Source organism: Pseudomonas sp. AF32 (assembly GCF_022342325.2).
Classification (GTDB): domain Bacteria; phylum Pseudomonadota; class Gammaproteobacteria; order Pseudomonadales; family Pseudomonadaceae; genus Aquipseudomonas; species Aquipseudomonas uvaldensis.
Window position 1 is genome coordinate 18,147 of sequence record NZ_RQJK02000030.1, and the last position, 15,827, is coordinate 33,973.

The following is a 15,827-nucleotide window of genomic DNA, read 5'->3' on the forward strand; positions in this document are numbered from 1 at the left end:
TGCTGCAAGCGGCAAGTAAGGGCAATTGCAGTCCTGCTCTTACTTGAAGCTTGCAGCTTGAAACTTGTAGCTGCGATCAACCGATTGTCATCAGGCTGGCATTACCGCCCGCTGCCGCGGTGTTGACGCTCAGCGCACGCTCGATCACCAGGCGCTCCAGCGCAATGCCGGTTTCGCCCTGGGACAAGCCGTGGACCCCGACGATGGCGCCGGCACGCTTGGCCACTTGTTGGCAGACGCTGCGCAACTGGTCCGAGTCGCCGTGATGCAGGACAGCGTCGAACACCACGTCATCCTTGGTCCAATCGGAAATCCGCTGGATGCGCGCCTGAATGTCCTTCGGCAAGCGTGCGAACAAGGACTTGCTGGTATCGGTTTCCGGCCACACGGCCGAGCCGCCTACGGCCAGTACGGCCGCCAGTTGCGTCAGCAGGTCGCCTTCCACCTCGGCCAGGCACAGCACATGCTCGCGCGGCAGGATGGCGTAGCTGTTGCGTTCACCGGTCGGGCCGGTCAGCTGGCGGGTGATACCGCTTTGCGACTGGGCTGCGAACTGCACGCACAGGGCGCTCAGTTCGGCGAGCTTCTGGCTGTCGGCCCAGGCTTGCAGCGCGGTCAGCGGTTTGCTCATGGCCTCGCGCAGGCGCAGGTCCGGTGCGCTGACGGCATCGGCGCGAACGAACGACTGCTGGATCGCATCGGTAGGACGAGTCGACAGCAGGCGGTACAGGTACAGCGGACCACCGGCCTTTGGCCCGGTGCCCGAAAGGCCTTCGCCACCGAACGGCTGTACGCCAACCACGGCACCCACGATGTTGCGGTTCACGTAGACGTTGCCGGCATGGACGTTGTCGACCACCTTGGCGATGGTTTCATCGATACGGGTATGCACACCCAGGGTCAGGCCATAGCCGGAGGCATTGATCTGGTTGATCAACTGGTCCAGCTCCTTGCGCTTGTAACGCACTACGTGCAGCACCGGGCCGAAGATCTCGCGCTGCAGTTCATCGAAGCTTTCCAGCTCGATCAGGGTCGGCATCACGAAGGTGCCGCGCTTGCACTCTTCACTGTCGGCAATTGCCATCTGGTAAACGGTGCGACCTTTGTCGCGCATGGCCTGGATATGTTTCTCGATGCCGGTCTTGGCTTCGGCGTCGATCACCGGGCCAATGTCCACCGACAGGCGTTCCGGGTTACCCAGGCGCGATTCGGCCATGGCGCCCTTGAGCATTTCGATGACACGGTCAGCGGAATCTTCCTGCAAGCACAACACGCGCAGGGCCGAGCAACGCTGGCCTGCGCTGTCGAAGGCCGACGACACTACGTCGATCACCACTTGTTCGGTCAGGGCCGAGGAGTCGACGATCATGGCGTTCTGGCCGCCGGTTTCAGCGATCAGCGGGATCGGGCGACCCTGGTTGTCCAGGCGACCGGCAATGTTGCGTTGCAGCAGGCGAGCGACTTCGGTGGAACCGGTGAACATCACCCCCTTGACCCGCTCGTCACCCACCAGGCGGGCGCCGACGGTTTCGCCACGGCCCGGCAGCAGTTGCAGCACACCTTCCGGGATACCGGCTTCGAGCAGCAGGCGCACGGCCTGGGCGGCCACCAATGGTGTCTGTTCGGCTGGCTTGGCCAATACCGGGTTACCGGCGGCCAGGGCAGCGGCTACCTGGCCACTGAAAATGGCCAGCGGGAAGTTCCACGGGCTGATGCAGACCACCGGGCCCAATGGGCGGTGGGCATCGTTGGTGAAGTCATTGCGTGCCTGCACCGCGTAGTAGCGCAGGAAATCCACGGCTTCGCGAACTTCGGCAATGGCGTTGGCGAAGGTCTTGCCGGCTTCACGGGCCAGCAGCCCCATCAATGGCTGGATCTCGCCTTCCATCAGATCGGCGGCGCGCTCCAGGATCGCGGCGCGCTCGGCCGGTGGCGTGGCCTGCCAGATCGGCGCGGCGTTGAGCGCGCACTGGATGGCATTGTCGACGTCAGCCACCGTGGCTTCCTGCACATGGCCGACCACGTCGCGATGATCGGCTGGGTTCAGGACCGGAGCCGGTGTTTCTTCGCTGGCGGCGCAACCGAGCATCGGCGCGGCTTTCCAGTCGTTATGGGCGGTTGCCAACAGCGCGCAGGACAACGAGGCCAGGCGATGTTCGTTCGCCATGTCGATGCCGCTGGAGTTGGCGCGCTCGCTGCCGTACAGGTCGCGCGGCAGGGGAATGCGCGGATGCGGCAGGCCGAAACCGCCTTCCAGGGTCGCCATCTGCTCGATGCTGGCGACCGGGTCGGCCACCAGTTCCTGAATGGAAATGGACTGGTCGGCAATGCGGTTGACGAAGGAAGTGTTCGCGCCGTTTTCCAACAGGCGGCGCACCAGGTAAGCCAGCAGTGTTTCATGAGTGCCGACCGGAGCGTACACGCGGCACGGACGGTTCAGCTTGCCTTCGGAAACCTTGCCTACAACCTGTTCGTACAGCGGCTCACCCATGCCATGCAGGCACTGGAATTCGTACTGGCCCGGGTAATAGTTCTGACCGGCGATGTGATAAATAGCCGACAGCGTATGGGCGTTGTGCGTGGCGAACTGCGGGTAGATGGCTTCCGGCACCGACAGAAGCTTGCGGGCGCAGGCGATGTAGGACACGTCGGTGTACACCTTGCGGGTGTAGACCGGATAGCCTTCCAGGCCTTCGACCTGGGCGCGTTTGATCTCGCTGTCCCAGTACGCGCCTTTTACCAGGCGAATCATCAGGCGATGGCGGCTGCGGCGAGCCAGGTCGATGACGTAGTCGATCACATACGGGCAGCGCTTCTGGTAGGCCTGGATCACGAAACCGATGCCGTTCCAGCCGGTCAGTTGCGGCTCGAAGCACAGGCGCTCCAGCAGATCCAGGGACAATTCGAGGCGGTCGGCTTCTTCGGCGTCGATGTTCAGGCCAATGTCGTATTGCTTGGCCAGCAGCGTCAGCGACAGCAGGCGCGGGTACAGCTCGTCCATGACGCGCTCGTACTGGGCGCGGCTGTAACGCGGGTGCAGGGCCGAAAGCTTGATGGAAATGCCCGGGCCTTCATAAATCCCACGACCGTGGGAGGCTTTGCCGATCGAGTGGATGGCTTGTTCATACGAGGCCAGGTACTTCTGGGCGTCGTGCTCGGTGAGTGCGGCTTCACCCAGCATGTCGTAGGAGTAGCGGAAACCCTTGGCTTCGAATTTGCTCGCGTTGGCCAGGGCTTCGGCGATGGTTTCGCCGGTGACGAACTGCTCGCCCATCAGGCGCATGGCCATGTCGACGCCCTTGCGGATCATCGGTTCGCCGCTCTTGCCGATGATGCGGCTCAGGGAGGAGGTCAGGCCCGCTTCATTATGGGTAGCGACCAGCTTGCCGGTCAGCAGCAGGCCCCAGGTCGCGGCGTTGACGAACAGCGACGGGCTGTTGCCCAGGTGCGGCTGCCAGTTACCCGTGCTGATCTTGTCGCGGATCAGCGCATCGCGGGTGCCTTTGTCCGGGATACGCAGCAGCGCTTCGGCCAGGCACATCAGCGCCACGCCTTCCTGGGACGACAGGGAGAATTCCTGCAGCAGGCCCTGGACGATACCGGCGCGACCACCGGCACTCTTCTGGTTACGCAGTTTTTCCGCGATCGAAGCGGCCAGCTTGTTAGTGGCTTCGGCCATCTCCGCCGGCAGGCGAGCCTGCTCGATCAGCATCGGCACCACTTCAGGTTCCGGTCGACGGTAAGCGGCAGTGATGGCGGCACGCAGCACCGATTGCGGCAGGATGCTTTCGGCAAACTCCAGGAAGCACTGGTGAGCGTGGTCAGGCTGGACATCGCCAGCCTCGTCATTGTCGACGCGGGTCGAACCGTTCAGCTCGGTCAGGGTTGCACCACCCTCGAGTTTTTCCAGGTAATTGAAAATTGCCTGCTTGATCAGCCAGTGTGGCGTGCGATCAATCGAGGTAGCGGCCGCCTTGAGGCGTTCGCGGGTCGGGTCATCGAGTTTGACCCCAAGGGTGGTGGTAGCCATATTTTTATCCTCATGTTTACCACGTATCGCGTGGCATCAGCTGGCGGCAAGATTAGCCCCGAGCTGAATGAGGTGCAACCGGGTGCAACCCTTTTTTTGACGAAACATCAGGCTGCTCATCAGGAAGTGAGCGCTGATCTCGTTACATTGCACCGGCTTAGTGCGTTGGCTCATAGCGCGCCCGTCTCTACTGCACAAAAATGGAGCAAAAAACGCAGTTCTGGTGGAAAAACCGATCAGGTGCAACTTATTCGAGCGAAACAGGTTGCACCTTATTTCATTTGTTGAATAGCATTCGCGGCCAAGGTGCAACCGGTTCCAAGCCGAGGGGCATCGGCTGATGGCTTTCCTGGGGAAACATCAGTCATAAATTCGCGGGTCTGCAAATCGTCGCTACAACGTCTGTGTTGTCGGCGCTTTCAACTGCCACCGCTACATAAAAACAAAGCCAGGGCGTAACTCATGAGTGTAAGCAATCCCACCCTGATCACCTTCGTGATCTATATCGCAGCCATGGTCCTGATCGGCCTGATGGCTTATCGATCCACCAACAACCTTTCCGATTACATTCTGGGTGGCCGCAGCCTGGGCAGCGTCGTGACCGCATTGTCCGCCGGTGCCTCCGACATGAGCGGCTGGCTGCTGATGGGCCTGCCTGGTGCCATCTACATGTCCGGCCTGTCGGAAAGCTGGATCGCCATCGGCCTGATCGTTGGTGCCTACCTGAACTGGCTGTTCGTAGCCGGTCGCCTGCGGGTCCAGACCGAGCATAACGGCGATGCACTGACCCTGCCGGACTACTTCTCCAGCCGTTTCGAAGACAAGAGCGGTGTGCTGCGTATCATCTCGGCGGTGGTCATCCTGGTGTTCTTCACCATCTACTGCGCCTCCGGCATCGTGGCCGGTGCCCGTCTGTTCGAAAGCACTTTCGGCATGTCCTACGAGACAGCGCTGTGGGCCGGTGCCGCCGCGACCATCGCCTACACCTTCGTCGGTGGTTTCCTGGCCGTGAGCTGGACTGACACCGTACAAGCCACCCTGATGATCTTCGCCCTGATCCTGACGCCGATCATCGTGCTGCTGGCCACCGGCGGCGTGGACACCACGTTCCTGGCCATCGAAGCGAAAGATCCTTCGTCCTTCGACATGCTGAAGAACACTACCTTCATCGGCATCATCTCGCTGATGGGCTGGGGCCTGGGCTATTTCGGCCAGCCGCACATCCTGGCGCGTTTCATGGCAGCCGATTCGGTGAAGTCCATCGCCAATGCCCGTCGCATCTCCATGACCTGGATGATCCTGTGCCTGGGTGGCACCGTTGCTGTCGGCTTCTTCGGCATCGCTTACTTCTCGGCACACCCTGAAGTGGCCGGTCCCGTGACCGAGAACCATGAGCGTGTGTTCATCGAGCTGGCCAAGCTGCTGTTCAACCCATGGATCGCCGGTGTCCTGCTGTCTGCCATCCTGGCGGCGGTAATGAGTACCCTGAGCTGCCAGTTGCTGGTGTGCTCCAGCGCCCTGACTGAAGACTTCTACAAGACCTTCCTGCGCAAGAGCGCTTCCCAGCTGGAACTGGTCTGGGTAGGCCGTGCCATGGTTCTGTTGGTGGCATTGGTTGCCATTGCCCTGGCCGCCAACCCGGAAAACCGTGTGCTGGGCCTGGTGAGCTACGCCTGGGCCGGTTTCGGTGCCGCTTTCGGTCCGGTTGTCCTGATCTCGGTGGTTTGGAAAGGCATGACCCGTAACGGCGCGCTGGCCGGTATCCTGGTCGGTGCGATCACTGTGATCGTCTGGAAGCACTTCGAGTTGCTGGGCCTGTACGAAATCATCCCGGGCTTCATCTTCGCCAGCCTGGCCATCTACTTCGTCAGCAAGATGGGCTCGCCTACCGCCGGTATGGTGCAGCGCTTCGAAGCGGCCGAGAAAGATTTCCGCCTGAACAACTAAGCGAGGCTTTCGGCGAGGCCTGGACGGCTCGCTCGAAGGTTGGATGAAAAAAACGGCCCGGCTCCAGTGGAGGTGGGCCGTTTTCATTTGCGCTGTCAGTCGATCGTAGCGTCGGGCTGGTTGAGAAAGATCAGTGCACCCAGCAGCGCCATATAGAATCTGAACGCAGCGTCCTGGCCATTCCAGACTTCGGATTGCCACATCAGAAACCATTCCCCTCCGACCACCATGAAGCCAAAGAACCAGACGAGGAATCCCGTCGTCAGGCCGGCGATGGTCCAGCGCTTGGCCCGTGTGAACGTCTCGCCCCCGGCCTTGCGCGCCTGCCACAATTTCAGTGCCCCGTAGCCGAGCAGCCCGGCGGTGATCGCTTCGCCGAGGATGATCAGCCAATAGGCGCCATGCCACAGCCATGGCTGGACGATAGCCCGATAGCGGGCGGCGTTGTCCGGGAACGTGGTGTCCATGCTCAGCACGTGCTGGACGAAATTGAAGTTGGAGCGGTAGTCGGTGATGTTATTGAACGCCGTCAGGAAGGCGAATGCGGCAAGTGCCAGGGTCATTGCGATTTTTGCGTAGCGAGTCGTCATGGGGGCGTCCTTTGCTTTTTTGCGACGAAGGGAACGTTATCACGCCGTGTTGCAGTGCCGAGGCTCGTCAGGTTGTAAGACGCCGCTGATTCAATCGTGGGACGGGTTCCGTAGGCTGCGGCGCAAAGGATGTCTATCGGAAAATGCAGCACATGCTGCGGCTTTTATCTCGCCGGATGTAAGGCAAATCTGTTTTTCCTGACCTCCAGCCCGCTCTCCGTGTGGCTCATGCAGAATCGTCCACCTACATTTTGCAGAGAGACATCGGATGTTCGCGTCTGCCAACCAACCGCGTTTCACACTGACGCTCGACGACGGACCGAATGAGTTCAAGGTGCTTGAGTTCACGGGCGAGGAGGGCATCAGTCAACCCTATTGTTTCGATGTAGAGCTGGTGAGCGAGCGAGGGGACCTGGCATTGGAGGCATTGTTGCATCGCCAGGCATACTTGGGGTTCGACCACTTGGGCCGTGGGGTTCATGGCCAGGTTTACAGCGTGGCCCAAGGCGATCCGGGGAAACGCCTGACTCGTTACCAGATCAGGCTGGTGCCGCGCCTGGCTTACCTGCGCCACCGCATCAACCAGCGGATTTTCCAGCACCTGAGCGTGCCTTCGATCATCGCCAGGGTGCTGAAGGATCATGGCATCCATGGCGATGGGTTTCAGTTCAGCCTCGGTGGTGAGTACCCCGAACGTGAATACTGCGTGCAATACGGTGAAAGCGATCTGGCCTTTATCGAACGGTTGTGCGCGCAGGTCGGAATCCACTACCACTTCCGGCACAGCCCTGACGGCCACTTGCTGGTGTTTGGTGATGATCAGACCGTCTTCCCCCGCCTGCCCGAGCCGACGTTGTATCTGCCGGGCAGTGGCATGGCCGCCGGGGAAGCGGCGATCAAGCGCCTGGCGGTCCGGCTCCAGACACGCACCAACGCGGTGACGCTGCGCGATTACGATTTCCGCCAACCCGGCCTGCTGTTGCAAACCCACCAGGATAGCCAGCGGCAGCCGGCGCTGGAGGAGTATCGCTATCCCGGTCTTTTCTCTGATCGCGAGCATGGCACGCATCTGGCCCGGCGTGCACTGGAGCGCCATGGCGCCGACTCCCGTCTGGCCGAAGGCCGCGGGGACCAGTGCGCCCTCGCCAGCGGACATTTCATGCAGATCGCCGGGCATCCACAGGTGCAGTGGAATGATCTATGGCTCCTGACACACCTCACTCACCGGGGCCGTCAGCCGCAAGTGCTGGAAGAGACGGTCACGGATAGCGCGGACGAGTTCCAGGGCTACAGCAATACTTTTTTTGCGACGCCGTGGGACGTATTTTTCCGCCCCTCGCTGCATTACGAAAAACCCTCGGCCCGTGGTTATCACCCCGCGGTGGTGACGGGACCGGTCGACAGCGAGATCCATTGCGACGAGTTCGGACGGGTCAAGGTGCAGATGATCTGGGATCGTGAGGGCCAGCGGAACGAGCATTCCAGCTGCTGGCTGCGGGTGGCCTCGGGATGGGCCCATGATCGCTATGGCGGTGTGATGATTCCCCGGGTCGGCATGGAAGTGCTGGTGGGCTTCATCGACGGGGACGTGGACAAGCCCCTGGTGGTCGGCTGTTTGCCCAACGGAGCCAACCCACCGCCTTTGGATCTGCCAGCGGACAAGACCCGCAGCATATTGCGCAGCCAGAGCAGCCCTGGCGGGGGTGGCTACAACGAATTGCGCATCGAGGATCGCAAGGGGGCTGAAGAAATCTATCTGCGGGCACAACGGAACTGGACCCAGCATGTACTTCATGACCAACGAGTGCAGGTTGATCATGAGCGCAGTGTGGTCGTCGCCGGTACGGCTCGGCATGAGCTTGGGGCCGATGACCTGCACATCGCCCGTGGTCGCCGCCAGGTTGAAATCGGCCAGGACGATCACTTGCTGGTCAGCGGTGACCGACACATCCGCGTGACCAGCCAGACCCTCGGTGCCAGCCAGCATTTCCACGTCAGCGCCGGCCAGCAAGTGGTGCTGGAAGGCGGGGCCAGTGCAACCATCCAGGCGGGCGGGCACTGGATCAACATCGGCGCGGGCGGGATTTTCAGCAGCGTGCCGATCCAGGTCGGTGGGGCGCCCGTGGCCGTGATGAAGGCGGCGCCGGGTTCGCCGGGCAAGGTCGAGACGCTGATGGCCGCGGTGGCGCCCCGGTTGTCCCTCGCGCAGATGCTCAGCCTGCAAGGTCCGGCACCGTTCTGCGAGGAGTGTGAACGCTGCAGGAGCGGCATTTGCGATACCGGGGGATGCTTATGAACTGCCGAATGTCTCCCTACGAATGGCTTGAGCGGCATCCATTGCAAACATCCGAGCAGCTCTTCGCGATCTTCGGTAACGCCAGCACCGCCATGTCATTGGCAGCCTGGAGGCGTTCGACGATGGCCACACCCAGCCCGATCTGGGCCGATACGCCCTATGCCGACTGGGAAGCGGTCATGCCCTATGTGGGAGTGGTTCCTGTAGACGGTGAGTTCCTTCGCTGGGTGGCGAACACCGATTCGCTCGATTGGGGCTGGCTGGCGGTTTCCTCAGTCGATCAGCAAACCCTTGCCGAGCATTTGTGCGGGCTCACCCAAGTGCTGTTGCCGGGCGGCACCCCTGTGTTTTTCCGCTTCTGGGATGGGCGGTTTCTCCAGCCGATCCTTCAATCCGACGAGGTCGATGCCGCCCAGTTATTGCCCGTCGTCAGTCGTTGTCTCATCAACGGCCAGGCCCTGACGATCATGGGAAATGCCCGGCAGCCGGGACGAGCCTTCCCCTGGTGGGAGGTCCCTGCCGTTCTATTGAAAGCATTGGCCGAGGGTACGCAAGACTGCCTGTTGGCTAACCTGCTCAGGTGGCTCGACGAAGAGCATCCGTATCTGTTCGAGCGGGTCGATGAGCGGATCCTGCGCCGTAAGATCGAACACTTTCTTGACGAATATGAGCCGGTCAATGGGCCCAAGGCGCCGTTGCACGCTTATTTGTTACTGGAGCTGGGCTGAGGGTCGTTGGGGCGGTCGGCGCTCGTCCGCTCGGCTGCGAACTCCTGACGTCCGATGCGCTTCAAGGTAAACTCGTCGCCCTTCGCAGGAGCCGCCATGAACTATCGCCACGCCTTCCACGCCGGCAATCACGCCGATGTGTTCAAACACCTGACCCTGACTCGCCTCATCGCCTTGATGTCGCGCAAGGAACAGCCGTTCGCCTACCTCGATACCCATGCGGGCATTGGCCTGTATGACCTGCAGGGCGACCAGGCCAATCGGACCGGTGAATACCTGGAGGGCATCGCACGGTTATGGGGGCAGGACGACTTGCCGGCACTGACCGCTGATTACATGAAAGTGCTGCACGACATGAACCCGGACGGGCAGTTGCGCTACTACCCGGGGTCGCCGGAGCTGGCACGGCGCCTGACCCGGTCGCAGGATCGGGTGTTGCTCAACGAGAAGCATCCCGAGGACGGTGTGCTGCTCAAGGACAACATGAAAGGTGACCGTCGGGTGGCGGTGCACCTGGGTGAAGGTTGGCATGTGCCCCGCGCATTGCTGCCGGTGGCGGAGAAACGTGGCCTGATGTTGATCGATCCGCCGTTCGAGAAGCTCGACGAGATGCAGCGCTGTGCCGCCTCCCTCAAGGATGCCATTGGCCGGATGCGCCAGACGGTGGCCGCGATCTGGTACCCGGTGAAGGATCAGCGAATGTTGCGCCGTTTCTACCAGGACCTGGCCGGCACCGGTGCGCCGAAGCTGTTGCGGGTGGAGTTGTTGGTGCATCCGTTGGCCACGCCCAACAGCCTGAACGGCTCCGGCCTGGCGATTGCCAACCCGCCGTGGGGGCTGGAGGAGGAGTTACGGGAGCTGCTGCCTTGGTTGTCGAAGAAACTCGGGCAGACCCAGGGTGGTTGGCAGATGGATTGGTTGATTGCAGAAAGCTGAGCGGGAATCGATGGCGTCTGTCAGGACGCCATCGCGAGCAGGCTCGCTCCCACAAGAGACCGATGTTGATCGCAAGAGCATGATCAAACACCGAACCCATGTGGAAGCGAGCCTGCTCGCGATGCTTTTCACGGCAAGAATCAGATCGGGCAGGTCACGCCCGTGCCGCCAATCCCGCAATACCCTTCCGGATTCTTCGCCAGGTATTGCTGGTGATAAGCCTCGGCATAGTAAAACGTCGGCGCTTCGTCGATTTCGGTGGTGATTTCCCCGAGGCCGGCCTTGGTCAGTTCGGCCTGGAAAACTTCCTTGCTCTTTTTCGCCGCTGCCAGCTGTTCTGGCGTGGTGCAGTAGATCACCGAACGGTACTGGGTGCCGATGTCGTTGCCCTGGCGCATGCCCTGGGTCGGGTTGTGCAGTTCCCAGAACATTGCCAGCAGTTGCTCATAGCTGACTTTCTCCGGCTCATAGACCACCAGCACCACTTCGCTATGGCCGGTCAGGCCCGAGCAGACTTCTTCATAGGTGGGGTTGGGGGTAAAGCCGCCGGCGTAGCCCACCGAAGTGCTGTAGACCCCTTCGCGTTGCCAGAAACGCCGTTCCGCGCCCCAGAAGCAGCCCAGGCCGAAGATTGCGAATTCAACATTGCCGGGGAATGGGCCGAGCAGTGGGTTGCCATTGACGAAATGTTCATCCGGAACCTTGATCGGGGTTTCACGGCCAGGCAGGGCTTGTTCTTGAGTAGGCAGCACGTTTTTGTTCACCAGGATTTCCGAGCGCAAGACCATCATCAGTCCTCTTAGGAAGGCAGCTGTAAGTCGCAAGCTGCAAGCTACAAGTGGTGAGAGTGTGCCATCGTTTGCTTGAAGCTTGAAGCTTGAAGCTTGAAGCTTGAAGCTTGAAGCTTGAGCTACGCGAGCGGACCGCGCGGATAGCGCTTGAGCTTCTCGACCAGCTCCCCGCCGGGGATTGGCCGGTCGAACAGGTAACCCTGGCCGACGTCGCAGCGGTGACGGCGCAGGAAAGCCAATTGCTGCGCGGTCTCGATGCCTTCGGCCACGACCTTGAGCTTCAGGTTGTGGGCCATGGCGATCACGGCCGAGGTGATTTCCATGTCGTCCTGATTGTCCGGGATCTCATGGATGAAGCTGCGATCGATCTTGATGATATCGATCGGGAATTTTTTCAGGTAACTCAGGGATGAATAACCGGTGCCGAAATCATCCATGGCCAGGGTCAGGCCCAACCGCTTGAGCTGGTCGAGTTGCTGGTGGGTGTCTTCGGTGGCTTCCAGCAGCAGGCCTTCGGTCAACTCCAGTTCCAGCAGGTGTGCGGGCAGTTGTTCTTCCTTGAGGATACTGGCGATCGAGGCGACCAGGTCCGGGTCAGAGAACTGCTTGGGCGAGAGGTTGATTGCCACTTGCAGGTTGCCCAGCCCGGAGGCGGTCAGTTCCTTGCTCATGCGGCAAGCCTGGCGGGCGATCCACTTGCCGATGGGGATGATCAGGCCGGTTTCTTCGGCCACGCTGATGAACTGGTCCGGGCGGATCATGCCCTTTTCCGGATGATTCCAGCGCAGCAGTGCCTCCATGCCCAGCAGGCGGCCGCTGCGCAGGCACAGCTTGGGCTGGTAGAACACGTCCAGTTCGTTCTGGGTCAGGGCGCGGCGCAGGTTGTTTTCCACGAACAGCTTGTAGCTGGCCTCGGCATTCAGTGCCTCGGTGAACACCTGGACCTGATGCTTGCCGTTGGCCTTGGCCTTGTGCAGTGCGAGCCCGGCGTTGCGCATCAGGGTCTGGGGGTCGCGGCCGTGCAGCGGCGCACAGGCCAGGCCCACGGAGCCGGTCACGCTGATCAGCTGATTGTCGACGAACATCGGCTTGTCGAGCGTCATCAGCAATTGACTGGCGACTTGCTGTCCGGCCTCAAGGTCGGTGTCGTCCAGCAGTACGGCAAATTCATTGCTGGCGAAGCGCGCGAGGCTACCGCTCGGGCTCAGGCTGTTGCGCAGGCGCCGTGCCAGGCTGATCAGCAATTTGTCGCCGGTCTGGTGGCCGAGGCTGTCGTTGATGCGTTTGAAGTTATCGATGTCCACCAGCAGCAGGCTGATGGGCGAGTCACTGTCCCGTGCGAAGCGTTCGTCCAGGTTGCGAATGAACGCAGGGCGGTTGCCCAGGTTGGTCAGGTTGTCGGTGTAGGCCAGGCGCTCGATGCGCTGCTGGGCGAGCTTGGCCTGGGTAATGTCTTCGTAGATGCCGATGTAGTGGGTCAGCTCGCGATTATCGCCATACACCTTGGAAATCGACAGTTGGCCCCAGTACGGTTCCAGGTTCTTGCGCCGGCTCTTGAACTCGCCCTGCCAGCTGTTGCTCTGCGCCAGGGCCGAGGGCGCGTCGAACAGCAGTTCGCTGAGGTTTTCCAGGGCTGGCAGTTCGGACAAGCGCTGGCCGTGAACCTCTTCGGTGGTGTACTGAGTGATGGCGGTGAAGCTGGGATTGACGTATTCCACCACGCCGTCGCAGTTGACCAGCAGAAACGCGTTGGCGCTTTGTTCCACGGCGCGCTGGAACAGGTGCAGGGCACTGGTGGCAATGCGTCGGTTGTGATTGTTGATAACCTGGGCGAACTGGTCCGCCAGCTCGCCGGCGAAGGCTATCTCGTCCGACTGCCAGGCGCGGGTGGCGCCCACCTGTTCCAGGCACAGAACGCCCACCACCTGGCCGTCGATCCGCACGCTGGCGTCGAGCATGGCGTTGACGTTACGCGCGCGCAGGTTTTCAGCCATTTCCCGGGTGCGTGGGTCGCGTATCGCGTTGTGGGCATCGATGGCGCGGCAGGTCTGCAAGGCCTCCATGTAATTCGGATACTCGTTGGCATCGATTACATCCGGGCGAAAGTATTCCTGGGTTGCGCGGTTATAGGCTGAAATGGGCACCAACTTGCCGTCTTCCAGATTCCAGATGCTGGCACAGTCGATCTGGTAAATGTCGCAGGCACTGCGAGTAATGAGTTCGGCAGCTTCCAGCAGGGAATTGTTGGCGCTGTAGCGTTGGCGGGTCAGCAACAGGATCAGGTCCTGCTGCGCGCGCACCCGGTCCAGGTGCTGAAGCTGTTCTTGTTGGGCGCGCTGGTTCAGCTCCAGGGCGATTTGCAGGCGCGAGTTCTGGGTTTCCAGATCCAGAGCCGGAGCCGAGGTCGACGGCCCGTTTTGCAGCAGGCTGTCCACCGCCAGCAGGTAACCACGCAGCAGATGGCGGTTGTGTTGCTTGTAGGCTTCACCCATCTCCAGCAGGTTCATGGGGCCTTTGGCGGTGTGCAGCGTGTAGCGAACCAGATAATGCGGGGCCTCGGCCAGTTGCTGCTGGATCGCGTCGTGCAACTGATAGCGTGCTTCGGGCTCCATCAGGCTGGCATAGGGTGAGCTGACCAGCGAGCAAAGCTCCACGGCCGGTACGCCGAAGTAACGCTCGCAATTGGGATCGAGGAACAGCAGCGCCCAGCTCGCTTCATTCAGCCGTTCGAAACGCAGCATACCGAGCCGCGAGGGCACCGGTAATTGCGTCACTACCTCGGCCGCCATACGGCTGGCGGCATCGGGTTGGCTTTTCATGGGGAAACTCGCTTCGAAAATGCTGATCGCGCCGGGCTGACGCCCTCGTTCTCAAGGATTGTCGCAAGGTTGCATCATTGCGACACTGGCTGACAAGAGAGATGAAGGCCAAGTGCTATAAACCTTATCGGCCAATCGGCGGATTTCTCCAGTCCCCCGGTCGATCAGAGGGCACGGCAAGAGCAACCGTTTGTCAGCGCAACGGGATTTCGACCGTATGCAGGGGCCTTGCGTCGCCGTCATAGAACGTCACTTGGACGCTCTGGGCCGCGACCCGCAGGTGGGCGAAGTTATCCTGGCCGATCACGGGGCTGGTCAGCTCATAGCGGTATTCACCGTTTCCGGTCCGGGCCATGGCGTTATCGAAAATAAAATCCGAGGCCGAAGCGTATGGCAGCAGTTCGCTGTTGTAGAACGGCGAGGAAACGATGGTATGCACCTCGAAATCGGCATCCTCGCTATGGCCCAGACGACTGGTCATGGAGCCATGGACATCGCCGGACACGAAAATCACGTTCCTGATCTTCCGTTGACGGATGTATTCCAGAAGCCGCAGGCGCTGTTGCGGGAAGGCCTGCCAGGCATCGCCGTCATCACGTTTGCTGTCGGGGTAGAACATGACGCTGGTCACGATGAACTTGACTCGGGCTGTGCTGTTGTCGAGCCATGCAAGGAGTGCCCGCTCCTGTTCTATATCCAGGATGCGTCGGTCTTGCGATGACAGATTGCGCTGGGTCCGGCTATCGGTAACAAACCATTCGATATCGCCATGGGAAAGTTCATACCAATAATGCTTCAGCGATCTGTTCAATGCTCCGTCGCTCGTTAGTTCATGGGCGGGACTATGGCTGACTTGATAAAGTCGATAAGCACTCATGGCATTCGCGTACAGGATTTCATCCTTGAATTGTTTGTTGGCGGGCCAGTTATCTTCGATTTCATGGTCGTCGAGAATCATGTAAGTCGGTACGCTGGACATCAACTTGCCAATATGGGGCTGAGAAAAGACAATGCGGTATTTGAACAGGATGTCTTTATAGGTTCGATCCGGCGCGACGATATTCAGGTCGTCGAGATAAACCTGGTCCCCTGTCATCAGGACGCCGCGGATGGGAGGATCGGCCCGGTCCACGACGCGCTGGATTCCGGCAAAGGTCCGGTCCCCCCGTTCAGGGGTCGATGGGGTGCCGGCGGTGATTCTCAAATAGCGGCACGAACCCACGATATACGCCTGTAGCGCACCGTTTTCGCGAGGCAGAGTCCGTAGGCAATAGACATCTTCGGGCCATTGCACGGACTGTTCCTGAAGAGCTTCCAGGGACGGGGTCGGACTTTCCAAGGTGAGCCAACCCGCTTGATATTGGTAGAGGCTGTCGGCCTGGAGGCCAGTCAATACGATGACATCGGACATGTCACGGTGGGCATGCAGCTGGATAAAGCGGCCTTCTGACCACTTACTGTCACCCTGAAGCCTGTAACGCAGCCCAGCGTATACCGGATTGTTAGTGTATTGACTGCCGCGCAGGAATATCCGTGCATGATCGCTTGTAGTATGGCCAACAATAGGGCCGACGGTGGGTTTGAACATATTCGAATCCATTCGAAAGTAATAGTTGAAGAAGTTTGTTGCTCAGCCGTGCAGGGGCCATGCTAAAGCCCGACGTGGGATTGTTTTTCAAAGGGAAGGGGA

The 15,827-nt window shown here is 60.6% G+C and carries 9 protein-coding genes; 4 read left to right on the top strand and 5 right to left on the bottom strand.

All coding sequences use genetic code 11. The annotated features are described in order from the left end of the window. Window positions 1-76 precede the first annotated feature (76 nt). Complete coding sequence (putA, locus tag EGM97_RS23600) at window positions 77-4,030, bottom strand: trifunctional transcriptional regulator/proline dehydrogenase/L-glutamate gamma-semialdehyde dehydrogenase (protein WP_238964746.1); 3,954 nt, start codon at window positions 4,028-4,030, stop codon at window positions 77-79. 462 nt (window positions 4,031-4,492) lie between these two features. On the opposite strand from putA, the gene putP reads away from it, so the two are divergent. Further along, complete coding sequence (gene putP / locus EGM97_RS23605; RefSeq protein WP_238964747.1) at window positions 4,493-5,977, top strand: sodium/proline symporter PutP; 1,485 nt, start codon at window positions 4,493-4,495, stop codon at window positions 5,975-5,977. A 95-nt stretch (window positions 5,978-6,072) separates the two neighbouring features. Here putP and EGM97_RS23610 read toward each other — a convergent pair whose 3' ends face one another. Continuing rightward, on the bottom strand, window positions 6,073-6,567 hold the full coding sequence (locus tag EGM97_RS23610) for a DUF2165 family protein (RefSeq protein ID WP_238964748.1): 495 nt from the start codon (window positions 6,565-6,567) through the stop codon (window positions 6,073-6,075). A gap of 268 nt (window positions 6,568-6,835) precedes the next feature. Between EGM97_RS23610 and EGM97_RS23615 the strand changes: the two genes are divergently transcribed. From EGM97_RS23615 to EGM97_RS23625, 3 genes are all read left to right on the top strand, one after another. Further along, window positions 6,836-8,863, top strand: coding sequence for a type VI secretion system Vgr family protein (locus tag EGM97_RS23615; RefSeq protein WP_238964749.1), 2,028 nt, complete (start codon window positions 6,836-6,838; stop codon window positions 8,861-8,863). 8 nt (window positions 8,864-8,871) lie between these two features. Further along, window positions 8,872-9,591 carry a DUF4123 domain-containing protein gene (locus tag EGM97_RS23620; protein ID WP_238964750.1) on the top strand — a complete coding sequence of 240 codons (720 nt, stop codon included), beginning with the start codon at window positions 8,872-8,874 and terminating at the stop codon, window positions 9,589-9,591. A 96-nt stretch (window positions 9,592-9,687) separates the two neighbouring features. Continuing rightward, on the top strand, window positions 9,688-10,527 hold the full coding sequence (locus tag EGM97_RS23625) for a 23S rRNA (adenine(2030)-N(6))-methyltransferase RlmJ (protein ID WP_238964751.1): 840 nt from the start codon (window positions 9,688-9,690) through the stop codon (window positions 10,525-10,527). A gap of 140 nt (window positions 10,528-10,667) precedes the next feature. Here EGM97_RS23625 and msrA read toward each other — a convergent pair whose 3' ends face one another. The 3 genes from msrA to EGM97_RS23640 all read right to left on the bottom strand — a co-directional run bounded on the left by msrA (window position 10,668) and on the right by EGM97_RS23640 (window position 15,725). Beyond that, window positions 10,668-11,315, bottom strand: a complete 648-nt coding sequence (gene msrA, locus EGM97_RS23630) for a peptide-methionine (S)-S-oxide reductase MsrA (RefSeq protein WP_053148168.1) — start codon at window positions 11,313-11,315, stop codon at window positions 10,668-10,670. Window positions 11,316-11,437: 122 nt separating this feature from the next. Beyond that, window positions 11,438-14,137: a putative bifunctional diguanylate cyclase/phosphodiesterase gene (locus EGM97_RS23635; protein WP_238964752.1), complete on the bottom strand. Its 2,700-nt coding sequence runs from the start codon at window positions 14,135-14,137 to the stop codon at window positions 11,438-11,440. Window positions 14,138-14,330: 193 nt separating this feature from the next. Further along, complete coding sequence (locus EGM97_RS23640; RefSeq protein ID WP_238964753.1) at window positions 14,331-15,725, bottom strand: alkaline phosphatase D family protein; 1,395 nt, start codon at window positions 15,723-15,725, stop codon at window positions 14,331-14,333. Window positions 15,726-15,827 lie beyond the last annotated feature (102 nt).

What these genes read in the sequence shown, in the direction of transcription:
- putA (WP_238964746.1), bottom strand. Translation starts at nt 4,030, where the DNA reads ATGGCTACCACCACCCTTGGGGTCAAACTCGATGACCCGACCCGCGAA.
- putP (WP_238964747.1), top strand. Translation starts at nt 4,493, where the DNA reads ATGAGTGTAAGCAATCCCACCCTGATCACCTTCGTGATCTATATCGCA.
- EGM97_RS23610 (WP_238964748.1), bottom strand. Translation starts at nt 6,567, where the DNA reads ATGACGACTCGCTACGCAAAAATCGCAATGACCCTGGCACTTGCCGCA.
- EGM97_RS23615 (WP_238964749.1), top strand. Translation starts at nt 6,836, where the DNA reads ATGTTCGCGTCTGCCAACCAACCGCGTTTCACACTGACGCTCGACGAC.
- EGM97_RS23620 (WP_238964750.1), top strand. Translation starts at nt 8,872, where the DNA reads ATGTCTCCCTACGAATGGCTTGAGCGGCATCCATTGCAAACATCCGAG.
- EGM97_RS23625 (WP_238964751.1), top strand. Translation starts at nt 9,688, where the DNA reads ATGAACTATCGCCACGCCTTCCACGCCGGCAATCACGCCGATGTGTTC.
- msrA (WP_053148168.1), bottom strand. Translation starts at nt 11,315, where the DNA reads ATGGTCTTGCGCTCGGAAATCCTGGTGAACAAAAACGTGCTGCCTACT.
- EGM97_RS23635 (WP_238964752.1), bottom strand. Translation starts at nt 14,137, where the DNA reads ATGAAAAGCCAACCCGATGCCGCCAGCCGTATGGCGGCCGAGGTAGTG.
- EGM97_RS23640 (WP_238964753.1), bottom strand. Translation starts at nt 15,725, where the DNA reads ATGTTCAAACCCACCGTCGGCCCTATTGTTGGCCATACTACAAGCGAT.